The organism is Streptomyces sp. NPDC048523 (assembly GCF_043199815.1).
Taxonomy (GTDB): Bacteria; Actinomycetota; Actinomycetes; order Streptomycetales; family Streptomycetaceae; genus Streptomyces.
On record NZ_JBICWQ010000002.1, the window covers coordinates 688952 to 701836 of the forward strand.

Annotated in this window: 13 protein-coding genes; 4 read left to right on the plus strand and 9 right to left on the minus strand. The window is 68.6% G+C overall.

All coding sequences use genetic code 11. The features are described 5' to 3' along the window. Positions 1-169 precede the first annotated feature (169 nt). Positions 170-538 (minus strand): MmcQ/YjbR family DNA-binding protein, encoded by a 369-nt coding sequence (locus tag ACGFWE_RS12105; RefSeq protein WP_352383611.1) that lies wholly within the window; start codon positions 536-538, stop codon positions 170-172. Next, positions 535-765 (minus strand): hypothetical protein, encoded by a 231-nt coding sequence (locus ACGFWE_RS12110; protein WP_393599634.1) that lies wholly within the window; start codon positions 763-765, stop codon positions 535-537. The genes ACGFWE_RS12105 and ACGFWE_RS12110 overlap by 4 nt, the downstream gene beginning before the upstream one ends. 234 nt (positions 766-999) lie before the next feature. Between ACGFWE_RS12110 and ACGFWE_RS12115 the strand changes: the two genes are divergently transcribed. Then, positions 1000-1830 (plus strand): helix-turn-helix domain-containing protein, encoded by an 831-nt coding sequence (locus ACGFWE_RS12115; RefSeq protein WP_393599636.1) that lies wholly within the window; start codon positions 1000-1002, stop codon positions 1828-1830. Between the two features lie 48 nt (positions 1831-1878). Here ACGFWE_RS12115 and ACGFWE_RS12120 read toward each other — a convergent pair whose 3' ends face one another. From ACGFWE_RS12120 to ACGFWE_RS12130, 3 genes are all read right to left on the minus strand, one after another. Then, positions 1879-2901 (minus strand): alcohol dehydrogenase catalytic domain-containing protein, encoded by a 1023-nt coding sequence (locus ACGFWE_RS12120; protein WP_393599638.1) that lies wholly within the window; start codon positions 2899-2901, stop codon positions 1879-1881. A 62-nt stretch (positions 2902-2963) separates the two neighbouring features. Continuing rightward, positions 2964-4400 carry a carboxylesterase family protein gene (locus ACGFWE_RS12125; protein WP_393599640.1) on the minus strand — a complete coding sequence of 479 codons (1437 nt, stop codon included), beginning with the start codon at positions 4398-4400 and terminating at the stop codon, positions 2964-2966. 114 nt (positions 4401-4514) lie between these two features. Then, positions 4515-4724 (minus strand): hypothetical protein, encoded by a 210-nt coding sequence (locus ACGFWE_RS12130; protein WP_393599642.1) that lies wholly within the window; start codon positions 4722-4724, stop codon positions 4515-4517. A 338-nt stretch (positions 4725-5062) separates the two neighbouring features. On the opposite strand from ACGFWE_RS12130, the gene ACGFWE_RS12135 reads away from it, so the two are divergent. The 3 genes from ACGFWE_RS12135 to ACGFWE_RS12145 all read left to right on the plus strand — a co-directional run bounded on the left by ACGFWE_RS12135 (position 5063) and on the right by ACGFWE_RS12145 (position 10969). Next, complete coding sequence (locus ACGFWE_RS12135; protein ID WP_393599644.1) at positions 5063-6493, plus strand: glycoside hydrolase family 43 protein; 1431 nt, start codon at positions 5063-5065, stop codon at positions 6491-6493. A 483-nt stretch (positions 6494-6976) separates the two neighbouring features. Then, entirely contained in the window at positions 6977-10000 is a 3024-nt protein-coding gene (locus tag ACGFWE_RS12140) for an RICIN domain-containing protein (RefSeq protein ID WP_393599646.1), read from the plus strand. 453 nt (positions 10001-10453) lie between these two features. Beyond that, on the plus strand, positions 10454-10969 hold the full coding sequence (locus ACGFWE_RS12145; protein ID WP_393599648.1) for a MarR family winged helix-turn-helix transcriptional regulator: 516 nt from the start codon (positions 10454-10456) through the stop codon (positions 10967-10969). A 78-nt stretch (positions 10970-11047) separates the two neighbouring features. On the opposite strand, the gene ACGFWE_RS12150 is transcribed toward ACGFWE_RS12145, so the two are convergent. The 4 genes from ACGFWE_RS12150 to ACGFWE_RS12165 all read right to left on the minus strand — a co-directional run bounded on the left by ACGFWE_RS12150 (position 11048) and on the right by ACGFWE_RS12165 (position 12814). Further along, entirely contained in the window at positions 11048-11473 is a 426-nt protein-coding gene (locus tag ACGFWE_RS12150) for a PPOX class F420-dependent oxidoreductase (protein WP_352383625.1), read from the minus strand. Positions 11474-11546: 73 nt separating this feature from the next. Beyond that, positions 11547-11939 carry a nuclear transport factor 2 family protein gene (locus ACGFWE_RS12155; protein ID WP_393599650.1) on the minus strand — a complete coding sequence of 131 codons (393 nt, stop codon included), beginning with the start codon at positions 11937-11939 and terminating at the stop codon, positions 11547-11549. A gap of 179 nt (positions 11940-12118) precedes the next feature. Beyond that, a complete protein-coding gene (locus ACGFWE_RS12160; RefSeq protein ID WP_393599652.1) occupies positions 12119-12322 on the minus strand; it encodes a VOC family protein in 204 nt (67 codons plus the stop codon). Between the two features lie 210 nt (positions 12323-12532). After that, on the minus strand, positions 12533-12814 hold the full coding sequence (locus tag ACGFWE_RS12165; protein ID WP_393599654.1) for a hypothetical protein: 282 nt from the start codon (positions 12812-12814) through the stop codon (positions 12533-12535). Positions 12815-12885 lie beyond the last annotated feature (71 nt).

Sequence of the window (12885 nt, forward strand, 5' to 3'; positions counted from 1 at the left end):
GGCGAGGGTCGGGCGGGCTCCTCGTCGAAGAGCGGCAGGGTCGCTTCGGCCGGTTCCATCGGTCTCTCGGGTCGGAAGCGGACGTGTGCGGACGTGTGCGGACGTGGCGAGCCGTGCACGGGGCACTGACAGGCTTCGGCTCAGCCGCTCGTGGGGAAGCTCGCGGCGCTCATCGGGCACCGGGGCGGTCGCGTCGCGGCAGCCGCTCGGCGACCAGGTCGTAGGAATCCACGACCGCGTCGGTGATCAGCCGCTCGGTGATGCCGGGCCCAGGACCGAGGGAGATCCAGTGGCGTTTGTCGAGGTAGCGGCCCGGTGTGATCGAGGCGTAGGCGTGTACGTGGGCGCGGGCGCGTTCGGGTTCGCACTTGACCGTGATGATCTGCTCGTCCGGGTCGTCGGTGACGATCAGGAACACCTTGCCCGCGACCTTGTACACGTCGAGTCCCGGGGTGAAGGGGTAGCCGTGACTGACGTCGGGGAGGGCCAGGGCCGTCCGGCGGGCGGTGTCCTGGAGGCGGTCACCGGCCGCGCTCACCGGGCCGCCCGCGTGCCGGTGCCGTAGGTGTGCGGGTCGACGGGCCGCTCGGCCTCGGGCAGGTGCGCGACGACGAGCCGGTAGGAGTCGGGGCCGAGCTCCCCGACGAGCTCCTTGCCGCGCACCTTGTAGACCTCCCAGTCGGGGCCGAAGGGATGCTCCAGCTGGGCTCCGGGGAGCTTCTCCGCGCAGTCGACGGCGGTCTTGTGCAGGGTCGATGGGTTCATGGGTGGTGGGCCTTCTCGGGTGGTGACGGACTGCGGCATCGAAGGAGGCGGAGGGCGCGCCGCGCGGGCGCCGTGGCACGTCCCATCCTTGCGTCGAAGCCGACGGGAAGAGCGGTAGGCTGCGGACACGTGATGGTCGAGAAGCGACACTCGGGGTCGAACGGGCAGGCCGGACCGGCTGCGGTTCCGCTGTACGGTTTCCAGCCCCCGGTCGGTACTCCGTACGGCCTCGAGGTGAGTACCGTCGAGGATTTCTTCGTCCAGCACGATGACTGGCCGTGGAACCCGCCCCGTCCGGGCCGTGCCACCTTCCACTACCTCATCGGGGTCACCGAGGGGGAGTTGCGGCATGACGTCGACTACGTCACGCGGACGGTCGCCCCCGGCCAGTGGCTGTGGGTGCGTCCCGGGCATGCGCAGTGCTGGCATCCGCCGAGCGCGGCCCGCGGCCCGTTCATCCTGTTCGAACCGGACGTGCTGCGGCCCGACATCGCCCGTCTCCTGGCCCCGCTCACCGCGCACGAGGCCCCTGCCGTGCTCAGCCCGCACCCCGACGACGCCGCCTGGCTCCAGCAGACGGCACTCCAGCTCCTGGACGAACACCGCGCACTCGGGCGCCGCCCCCTCGACATCCACCACGCCCTGCGGCGCAGCCTGCTCGAATCGCTGCTGCTGCGCCTGGCCAACTCCCCCGGCATCGCCCCCATCGGCACGGCCGCGGCCGGCGCGGGCCGTGCCGAGAGGTTCGGGCGCTTCCTGGACGCCTTGGAGCTGCACTTTCGCGAGCTGCACCAAGCCGCGGACTACGCCGAGTTGCTCGGCTGTTCGGTCCGCACCCTGAGCCGTGCCGCCCGGGACGCCACCGGCAAGGGGGTACGTGAACTGATCGACGAGCGGCGTCTCCTGGAAGCCCGGCGCCTGCTGGGAGGTGCCCGGTGGGATGCCCGGGCTGTGGCCGTCCACCTCGGCTTCACCGATCCCGCGAACTTCGGCCGCTTCTTCCGCGACCGCACCGGTCTCACCCCGGCCGCCTTCGCGGCCCGCGAAGCGAGGTCCGACGCCTGACGGCAGCGGTCTCGCGGCGATGGCCTTGGCGCTTCCCGCGATCAGTTCTCAGTCGTCCAGGACGACGACGTGCTTGCCCGGCGTGGTGCCGGATTCGAGGTCGGCCTGGGCGTCCCGGACCTGCTCCAGGCCGTGGTAGACCTTCGCGACCGGGACCTTGAGGCGTCCCTCCGCGATGGCCTGGAGTTGATCGGCGAAGACGTCGGCCGGGAGGTCGGCGGCCTCGCCCGCGTAGCTGGTCAGCCGCACCCCGCTGGGGATCATGAACGGGGTGAAGTCGGGGATGGCCCACGCGCCGCCCAGGGCACCGGTGAAGCAGACGGTGCCGTGCACGCGCACGCATCCGAAGGTGTCCGGCAGGGCTGTGCAGCCCACCAGTTCCAGCGCGGCGTCCACACCCTGCGGTGCGAGGCCCCGAACCTTCTCGGCGATGTGTCCGTCGTCCACGATCGGATGGTCGACGCCCATGGCCCGCAGTTCGTCGGCCCGTCCGGCGTGACGCGTGGTGGAGATGACGGTGGCGCCGAGCTCCTTGGCCATCGCCGCCGCGCTCAACCCGACCGTGGAGGTGCCGCCGCGGATCAGCAGCGTCTGTCCGGCCTCGAGGTCCAGGCCGCGGGTCAGGGAGCCGTAGGCGGTCTGGAACATCTCGGGCAGGGCGCCGACCACGTCCCACGGCAGGGTGGTCTCGAACGGGATGACCTGTGCCGCGGGGACGGTGACGTACTGGGCGTACGCGCCGTCGTACGAGCGGCCCATGTTGCCCATCATGGTGGCCACCTGCCGGCCCGGGCGCAGCCGGCTGTGCTCGTCGGCCTCGTCGACCACGCCGACGCCCTCGATGCCGGGAACCCGCGGGTAGGTGACCACCGCGTCCGACTCGCCCTTGCGGGTGGTGACCTCGGACTCGTTGACGCCGAACGCCTTCACCCTGATCCGCACCCAGCCGGGCTCGCGTACCGGCACCGGCAGGTCCTTGATCCGAAGTGCGTCCAGGCCGCCGGGCCGGGTGACGACGACGGCCCGCATCGTCGCCGGTGCGCCGTCGCCGGCTGCTATCGGTCGGCTCATACCGAGTTCCTCACTCTGTTTCGCCCCTTGGTGTGCTCTTCCGGATGGTGTCCCGCCAGCCGTCAGGGGCGGTCGATGCCCTCCCACAGGCCGAGGGCCTGCTGGTAGTGGGCGGTGGCCTCGAAGGGCGGATTGCCGACGCTTCCCGAGGTGGGTTCGTCCGTGACGGCGGGCCACAGACTGGACTGCTCACCGGTGGCGAAGTCGAGCACGATGTCGCGGATCCGCGTGTCACGCTCGGCTTGTTCGGCGCTGCGGCCCGGCTGTTCCTGGCCGACCAGGGCGTACATCTCGGTGCCGTGCACCGCGGGCGCGCCCTCGGCGGGCCCGATCATCAGGAGATGGGCGTTGCCGCCCGCGGCGGCGTGCGCCAGGGCGCCGCGGGCGGCCGGGAGCGCGAAGAGGTAGTCCGCCATGACCGCGGCGCGGACCTCGGCCGGGGTACGGCCGCCCTGGTCGTAGGCGTCGACGATCTTCTTCGCGCGGGAGCGGGAAATACGCCACCCCGCGACCTCGTCGACGACGCGGTCGCGGGTGTGCGGGTCGAAGCGGTCGAGGTCGTTCGCCACCCACCACCCCATGTCGTCACTCGCCATGCTCAGCAGCACGTCGACATCGCGGTGCGCGCCCGAGGCGAGGACGTCCATGGGATGGGCGTGCACCACCGCGCCGGGCTGCCCGATGTCCAGGACGACGCCGGTGGCCTTGTTGTCCACCCCGCCGCGGATTCCGAGGTCCGTCGGGGCGACCTTGCGCAGGGCGTCCCTCAGAGAGACCGCGTCGAGGTCGAGCAGTTTCTCCGGGTTGTCCGCCACGCCGAGTTCGGTGACGAACAGGTGCGCGAGCTCCTCGGCCCACCAGGCCGGGACGCTACGAGCGGGCCCGCCGGAGAACCCGGCCAGTCGCCGGTACAGGCCGTCGGCGGAGGAGGCGCCGAGCAGACCGAAGGTGGAGTAGGCGCCGGCGCTGTGGCCGTAGACCGTGACCTGGTCGGGATCGCCGCCGAAGTGGGCGATGTTCCGCTTGACCCAGGTGAGTGCGGCGATGACGTCCTGCAGGAAAAGGTTGCTTGCCTCGGCGAGCCGCCCGCCGTATTGCGAGAGCGAGAGCGCGCCCAGGGCGCCGAGCCGGTAGTTGACCGACACGCTCACCACGCGCCCCGTCGCGGCGAGACCGGCGGCGTTGGAGGTGATCTGTGTGTTCGCGCCGTACTCGAATCCACCGCCGTGGATGTACACGGTCACCGGAAGCGCCTTGTCGGCCGGCTGCTCAGGGGCCCACACGTTCAGGTTCAGACAGTCCTCGCCCATCCCGCTGTCCGCTTCGAGCCAGTCACCGCTGTCGGGCTGGACCGAGACGACGCCCTTGCGGTCATGGGGGAGGCCCGGATCGAAGCCCGCGACCACGGGGCGGCGGTACCGCTCGGCGGTGGCGTACGGGATCCCCCACCAGGACCGCACCCCTGGTGCAGTCGGCGCCTTGAGAGCGGGAGCGGTCATGACATCTCCTTCCAGCGCGGTTCGGGCGTTCGCGCGGTACTTCGGCGGCTGGTTGCTCGCGGTGACGTCCCCCATCGTTTCCCCGGATCCGACAAAACGCCCGGCGGGTGGCGGTCACCCGGTGGTCACCAGGTGACACTTCGGCAACCAGATCTCGGTGCAGGTCATGAGCTTCTCGCAGGAGGCGGCACCCCTGGCCCGGATGGCTGTCGCCGCGGCCGGTGAGCCCGCGCGGCACCCGAGGTCCTGCTCGACCGGACCGTCCGTGACGCGCCGTACGACGAACCCGACGACGGCCGCGTCGGTCTTGTCGAGCCACGTCACGTCACGTCACCGGCGAACACCAGCAGCACGCTCGGCGACCCTGGGCAGCGGACCAACACTGCTCCTCTCTGCTCTCCCTCTTGACACCCGCTCTTACCGCACCCTAACTTTTCGCCAAAATTACGAACAGTGTCCGGCATTTCGAACAAGATGCGCTCGCCGGACCTTCTGGCTCGCCTCCGCTCCCGCTCCGCGGCGCGAAACAAGGATGTCTCTGTCATGAGCATTGCTCCCGCATCTGCCGGTGTGGAACAGGCCGTCCGCCGACTCCAGTGGTCACGCGCCCGACACTCCGCTTTCACCCCGCTCCGGCACCCGCAGAAAGACAGGAAACGCACATGGCAAGGGTTCTCACCCGGGTCGCGGCGATACTGGTCGCCGTCGGCCTCTTCTTCACCTCCCAGTCCGTGATCACACCTCAGCGGGCAGCCGCCGCCGACCCCGGCTACCTGATGGTGCACTTCACCGGCGAGGGGGCGACCAACCAGCAGATGTACCTCTCGCACAGCACGGACGGCCTGCACTGGAACGACCTCAACGGCGGCGGCATGGTCCTGCGCTCCACGGTCGGCACGCAGGGGGTGCGTGACCCCGCATTCGTGAGATCCCCCGACGGCAGCAAGTACTGGATCATCGCGACCGACCTGTGCATCGACTGCGGGCAGACGTGGAGTCAGTCCATCAACGACGGCAGCCGCAACCTGGTGGTGTGGGAGTCGACGGACCTGGTCACCTGGTCGCAGCCGTGGCTGCTCAACGTCGCCGGCGCGATCCCCGACGGACGCAACGCCTGGGCGCCCGAGGCGATCTGGGACCCCCAGACCAACGACTACGTCCTGTACTGGGCGACGAACGTGCCCCTCAACGGCGCAACGAAGCACCGCATCTTCTACGCCCGCACCAGCGACTTCCGCACCATCACCACCCCGCAGCTCTACATCGACCGCCCCGGCAGCCAGGAAATCATCGACACCCAGATCATCGAGATGCCCTCCGGAGTGGGTAACTACCGTTACGTGCGGGCCTCCGGCGACGGGCAGATCACCCTCGAGGGCAGCAACTCGATCCTGGGGACGTGGACGAACCTGGGCAACCTCTCCGGCATCGGTCTGACCGGGTCGATGGTCGAGGGCCCGATGTGGATGAAGTTCAACGGCACCAACAAGTGGGCGCTCTACCTCGACCAGTACGCCACCAGCGGCGGTTACATGCCGGTCGTGACGACCGACCCGTCCAACCCCGCGACCTACCAGAAGCCGGCGTCGGGAAGCTACACCATGGGCGGCACGAAGAAGCGCCACGGCTGGATCATGAACCTGACGGCCGCCGAGGAGAGCCGTGTGCTCGCACGCTGGCCCAACACCGCGGCCAACCGGCTCCAGTCGTACAACTTCCAGGACCGGTACGTACGGCACACCAACTTCGACGTGCGCATCGATCAGAACATCACCGGCCCGGACGCGCAGTTCCGGCTGCGGCCCGGCCTGGCGGGCTCCGGCACCGTCTCCTTCGAGTCGGTGAACTACCCCGGACACTTCCTGCGGCACTCCGACTACGACTTCCGGCTCGCCCACAACGACGGCACCACCCAGTTCGCCGCGGACGCGACCTTCCGCCAGGTCGCCGGCCTCGCCGACTCGAGCTGGTCGTCGTTCCAGTCCTACAACCACCCCGACCGGTACATCCGCCACTACGCCTACTACCTGAAGCTCGACCCGATCACCACCGCGACAGCACGCAGCGACGCCACCTTCCGCGTGACGAACTGACCTGAGACCGGGATGCCGGCGCCTCCAGGGGAGAGCGCCGGCACCCCCCTCTGGTCGCACTACGGGCTCAACAGTGCCCGGCATTGTCGGCCGGGCAACCGCATCGGTGCAGCAGGAACGGCGCGACCAGCCCGTCGAGGCCTAGATGCCGTACTCCACACCGAACACACCGTGGCTGATGACACCGCGCCGCGTACAGCACTGGACGAGCGCCGAGCACCAGGGTGTTGCGCAGGATGGCGAGGTCGATCCACGAGGTGAAGAACTCCGCGTAGCGGGGGAGCGCGTCGGGCGCGAAGGCGGTGGCGAGCACCGCGACCAGCGGTACGACCGCGCCGGTTCCTTCCCCGGGCTGTCGGTTCGCTTTGCCAGATCTCTTGACTTGCCCTGCCGTCCGTCATTACCGTCTGGCAGCATTTCGAACGTCGTTCGATATTCCGAACGACGGATATCTCGCATGAGTGCCCAATGGAGGACACCTCTATGCGTCATCGACCCAGACCCGGCACCCGCCTGGTGGCCGCCCTGTGCGGCTCGACGCTGTCCATGGCCCTGTTGACCGGCGGCCCCGGGGCGACCCCCGCCCAGGCGGCCGACGACCCCAACGCGATCGCGCTCGACAAGGACGCGATCCTCGCCGCCAACCAGCTCGACGAGCCGCAGTGGTACAAGAACAACATCCCTTTCCTCGACACCCCCGACAACGACATCGACGATGTCTACTACTACCGGTGGAGCACCTACAAGCGTGCGCTCCGCTACACCGTGCCGGGAACGGGTTATGTGTCGACCGAGTACGACGTGCCGATCGGCTACGCCGGGAACCCGTACACCGCGCTCCCGGACGCGGCCGGCTACCACCTGCTGGACGGGCGCTGGCTGCGCAACCAGGACTACGCCGGTGACTACCTGGACTTCTGGCTGCGCGGGGCGGGCAACTCGGGCGCCCGCAACTTCAGCGAGTGGATCACGAGCGCCGCGTACCAGCGTTATCTCGTCACGGGGGACGCCGCCCAGATCAAGTCCGCGCTCCCCCACCTCATCGCGCTGTACAAGCGCTGGGACTCGAACTTCACCACCGACGTCACGGTGAACGGCACGCAGTCCACCAGCGACCTGTACCACCAGACCCCGCTGTCCGACGCCACGGAGTACACCGAGACGTCGATGCACAGCAGCGACTGGTTCGGCGGCGGCCGCGGCTACCGGCCCACGATCAACGCGTACATGTTCAGTGCCGCCCAGGCCATCAGCAAGATCGCCACGCTGAACGGCGACACGGCGACCGCGAACGATTACGACGCCAAGGCCGCGCAGCTCAAGTCGGCCGTGCAGAACTCGCTGTGGGACCCGCAGCGCAACTTCTTCATGCAGGTCTACAACACGGACACCACCAACGGCACCCTGAAGCAGACCAGGACCACCTGGCGGGAGCTGATGGGCTACGCCCCGTGGGCGTTCAACCTGCCCGACGCGCAGTACTCGTCGGCGTGGAAGTACCTGACCGACTCCAAGCGGTTCAAGGCGCCGTTCGGACCTACGACGCTGGAGCGGGTGCACGACTTCGAGGCGGAGCAGGCCACCCGCAACCACGCCAACCTGTTCAGCTCGTCGACCGCCTCCAACGGGCAGTACGTCGGGCAGATCGACTTCGACGACAGCTACGTCACCTTCACCGTGGACGCGCCCGGCGCCGGGACGTACCCGGTGACCGTGCACTACGCCAACGGCACCACGGGCACGTCGACCCACAAGCTCATCGTGAACGACGACACCGCCAACCCGATCACGGTCAGCTACGCGCCCACCGGGGCCTGGCAGAAGTTCTCGGAGTCGCAGTCCGTCACCGTGCAGGTCCCGATGAAGGCCGGCGCCAACACGCTGAAGTTCGCCAAGGGCACCGGCTTCGCCGAACTCGACCGGATCACGGCGAACCCGTACTTCGACTACCAGGCGATCCCCGCCACGCAGCAGCGTGACGACGCCAACTGCTGCCACTGGAACGGCCCGAGCTGGCCGTACCAGACGAGCCAGGTCCTGACCGGCATGGCGAACCTGCTCCAGGACTACCCGGCGCAGAGCTACGTCACCAAGGCGGACTACCAGACGATGCTGGCGCAGTTCGCCGACCTCCAGCACAAGGACGGCAAGCCGTACATCGCCGAGGCCGCAGACGGCGACACCGGCGCGTGGATCTACGACGGCTTCAACTTCAGCGAGAACTACAACCACTCCAGCTTCAACGACCTGGTGCTCACCGGTCTGCTGGGCATCAAGCCGCAGGCGAACAACACGCTGGTGCTGAAGCCGCTGGCCCCCTCGGGCTGGGACTGGTTCGCGGTGGAGTCCCTGCCCTACCACGGACACACCTACTCGATCCGCTGGGACCGTGACGGCACGCACTACGGCAAGGGGAGCGGCCTGCAGATCTTCCAGGACGGCCAGCGCATCCAGCAGTCGTCGACGCTCGCCGACACCACCGTGAACGTGGCCGCCCCCGTCACCCCGGCACCGGCCGCCCGGCTGATGAACGTGGCGGCCAACCCGCTGACCGCCGAACAGGACTGGCTCGGCCGGACCATCACCCAGCCCTACCCGAAGGCCTTCGCCTCCTACACCAACACCGTCTCCAACGGTCCGCACTGCCACAGCGGGCAGACCTGCAAGCCCACCACCTTCGACGCCCCGCTGCGGGCCACCGACGGCTGGATCCGCTACGACAAGATCCCCGACGACCGGTGGACCAACTCCGGCTCGCCCAACGCCACCGACCACCTCGGCGTCGACTTCGGCGCCCCTCGGAAAATCAACGAGGTGAAGTTCTACACCTACGACGACGGCGCGAACATCCGCGTCCCGGCGAGCTACACCGTCCAGTACCTCAGCAACGGCTCGTGGGTGAACGTCCCGAACCAGACCAAGAGCCCTGCCACCCCGGTCGCCGACAACGCCAACGAGGTGACCTTCCCGACGATCACGACCTCCCAGTTCCGGGTCGTCTTCACCCCCCAGGCCGGCAAGTTCGTCGGCGTCACCGAGCTGGAGTCCTGGTACCCGGAGACACCGGCCGTGAAGATCGTCAACAAGAACAGCAACCTCGAGCTCGGCATCTCCGGCTCCTCGATCGCCGCAGGAGGCGCCGCCCAGCAGCAGACGGCCGACGCCACGGCCAACCACCAGTGGAAGATCGTTCCCGCCGAGAACGGCTACTACAAGATATTCAACGCCAACAGCGGGCAGGTGCTCGGCATCAAGGACGCGTCCAAGACGGCCGGCGCCACCGCACTGCAGTGGGGTGACACGCTCACCGCCGACCACCTCTGGTCCGTGGTGGACGCGGGCGGCGGCTACTGCAAGATCATCAACAAGAACAGCGGCATGGTCCTGGGCATCCAGGACATGTCCACCGCAACCGGGGCCCAGGCCGTGCAGTGGGACGACAACGGCACCGCCGACCACCTGTGGCGCATCGCCGCAGCCGACGGCTCCACACCGTTCAACTCCTGACCGCCCGTCCACCGCGGTACGGCCGTCGGCCGGGATCCGGAATTCCGGGTCCCGGCCGACGCTGTCGCTGCCGAGTAGCCCTCGGCGACCAGGACCGCGCGACACTTCGACACCAGGGCCAACCCGACTTGGAGGAGCCGGGGTCGCGCAGGATGACGCGGCGCAGCAGGTCGACGGTTTTGGTGACAACGACTCCAAAAACCCCGGCGGCCCAGGCCTCACCGTCGCCGGTGAGGCCTGGGCCGCGTTCCTCCATGGCGATGACGCTCTCGACAGCGAGCCCTCCTGACAGTTCGCTGCGAGGGCGCCCTCCGCGCCGCTCCCGCGGAGAACAGGCACAGTGAGCTTCGCGATCAGTTCGGCCGCACGGAGGGCACAGTTCCCGTCCACAGGACTGGAACGGCGGCCTACAATTTAATTGTCCACGGAAGATAATTCTTCGGAAGATGAGTGATGGCTGACGCCGACCTGAAGCTGCTGTACCGGGAGCTGGTCTCGCTGGAGATCGAGCTGTGGGACGGCATTGAGGGGCGATTGAGGGCGGAGTACGACCTGCCGCTGACCTCGTTCGAGGTGCTGCACCTGCTGCTGCAGCAGCCCGGTCGGCGGATCCAGGACATCGCGGAGGAGTTCTCGATCACGGTGGGCGGCACGAGCAAGGTGATCGACCGCCTGGAGGCGGCGGGCCTGTGCGAGCGGCGCGCCAATCCGCACGACCGCCGTTCCTCGATCGTCGAACTGACGCCCGAGGGGCGGAAGTTGGTGGACGGGGCGCTGAAGGTGTTCGAAGAGGAGCTTGAGCTGCGTATCGGGTCGGTGATTCCCGAGCGGTCCGTGCGCGAGGTGACCGCGGTCCTCAGGACGCTGCGGGCGGCCGGACGCGCCCTGGCCGCTGAGCGGAAGGGCGCCGCGCAGACACCGGCGCCGGCCGTGCGGGCGCCGAAGCAGCCCGGCCGACCGGCATCGTGATCCGCGACGGCTCGGCAGTGCCCGTGGATTGATCAGCCGGGCCTGTTGAGCACAGCTCCCGGCCCGTCAGTCCACGATTCACTCGGCGATGCCGGCGAAGGCGATGACCTTGTCGATGCGGCCCCGGACGAGGAGGTTGCCGGGGCCACCGTTGCGTGCGGCGTACTCCTCGATACGGTCGTCGCCCATGTAGCGGGCACCGAGGAGACCTCCCCAGCGCAGCATGCCTTCCGGGTCCTCGGAGACCGTCGCGCGGCCTTGGAGGAGTACGAAGGCGTACGGGGGCCGGTCCTCGTCGACGCAGAGGGCGAACCGTCCGTCGCGGGCGAGGTTGCGGCCCTTGACCCCGCTCTTCTCGGTGGTGAGCACGATGTCGTCGCCGTCGAGGAGGAACCAGACCGGTGTGACGTGGGGGCTGCCGTCGGCACGGACGGTGGAGAGCTTGCCGGTACGGGTTCCGTACGTGGCGAACGCCCGCCACTGCTGCTCGGTCATCTTCCGCATGTGGGTGCCTTTCGTGTGCGTACGGACCGACTCGCGGGTGCCCGGCGCCGAGAGGCCCCGGGCACCCCGGGCTCTAGCCCCAGAAGGCGTCTTCGGCGGCCGGGTCGGCGGAGAAGAGCCACATCTCAGTGATCTTGCCGTGCTCGATGCGCAGGAGATCGACGCCGTCCATCCTCATCGACGCCTCGTCACGGCTGCCGGTGAAGTGGATGGTGGCGGCGACCAGGTCGCCGTTGCCCATGAGGGAGTGGATCTTGTCGATGGCGAAGGTGCCCCGGCTGGCCTCCATCATGCTGCCGAGCATCTGGAACACGGCACCTTGGCCCTTGTGCTCGCCGGAGAACCGGTTGGCGCCGGGCTGATGCCAGACGATGTCGGCGTCGAGGAGTTCACCGAGAGCGGCCATGTCTCCGGTCTGGACGGCCTGGAAGTAGGTGCGGGCGATGTCGATGTTCGAGCTGGTCATGTCGTTTGCTCCTTGGGTTCTTGTGCGGGGTGGTGGCTGTCGGGCGAAGTCGAGGCGGTCGGCGAGGCCGGCTTCGGTGAACGCGGCCTCGATCTCCGGTGGCTCCGGCAGGGGAAAGGCTGCGGGCCGCGCTGTGAGGTCGGCTGTGCGGCGGTGTCGTGCGGCGGACCGCGTCCGGTTCAGGGGGCGGGTACAGAGAAGACGCCGAAGTGGTTGCCGGCCGTGTCCCGCAGCCGGGCGAAGGCGAAGCCGGCGGCGTCGGAAACCGGCTCCATGAGCACCTCGGCACCCAGTTCGCCGGCGCGCTCGACGGTCGCGGTGACGTCCTGCACGAGGACGTAGAAGATCGCGTAGTTGGGGAACCTGCCCTCCGACTCCCACACGCCGCCCGCCGACTGTTGAAGGCGGGAATGGTCATGGCACTCACTCCTTGCGAGTCCGGTATATCGGGACGAGAGCAGCGGCCCACCTGTCGAAGGCGGGCGACCCAGCAAACCATTTAGATTCCATGGAATCAACTTCCAGGGATTATTGTTCCATGTGATGCAGGTTGCCGACAGCAGAGTCGAAGACCCTGTCGAACGACTACGTGGTCAACCCCTGCACCGGCTGCCACCTTCGCCTTCGTCGGCCCGCTCCTGCCCCACTTCGCCACCCAGCCGGAACTCCTGGACCACCTCTTCGGGCAGCTCGTAGAAGCGGGCATCACCGAGGTGTTCATGGAACACATCAACCTCAAGCGATACATCCGCGAGCGCATGGACCAGGTCCTCGCCGACGAACCCGACGAGGTGCGCGAGGCGTACGCACAAGCCCGCACCAGGGAACACCGCGAGCAGCTCGACGCGATCGTGACCGGCCTGCTGGCCGAGCACGGACGAGGTCGTCCACCACGACGACAACGACGCCCTGCGGCAGAGGCTGGCCGGCCAGGCGTGAGGGCGAC

Excerpts from the sequence above, each read along its gene's own strand:
- ACGFWE_RS12155 (WP_393599650.1), bottom strand. The coding sequence starts at position 11,939 with ATGACCAGCTCGAACATCGACATCGCCCGCACCTACTTCCAGGCCGTC.
- ACGFWE_RS12140 (WP_393599646.1), top strand. The coding sequence starts at position 6,977 with ATGCGTCATCGACCCAGACCCGGCACCCGCCTGGTGGCCGCCCTGTGC.
- ACGFWE_RS12135 (WP_393599644.1), top strand. The coding sequence starts at position 5,063 with ATGGCAAGGGTTCTCACCCGGGTCGCGGCGATACTGGTCGCCGTCGGC.
- ACGFWE_RS12150 (WP_352383625.1), bottom strand. The coding sequence starts at position 11,473 with ATGCGGAAGATGACCGAGCAGCAGTGGCGGGCGTTCGCCACGTACGGA.
- ACGFWE_RS12125 (WP_393599640.1), bottom strand. The coding sequence starts at position 4,400 with ATGACCGCTCCCGCTCTCAAGGCGCCGACTGCACCAGGGGTGCGGTCC.
- ACGFWE_RS12145 (WP_393599648.1), top strand. The coding sequence starts at position 10,454 with ATGGCTGACGCCGACCTGAAGCTGCTGTACCGGGAGCTGGTCTCGCTG.
- ACGFWE_RS12110 (WP_393599634.1), bottom strand. The coding sequence starts at position 765 with ATGAACCCATCGACCCTGCACAAGACCGCCGTCGACTGCGCGGAGAAG.
- ACGFWE_RS12120 (WP_393599638.1), bottom strand. The coding sequence starts at position 2,901 with ATGAGCCGACCGATAGCAGCCGGCGACGGCGCACCGGCGACGATGCGG.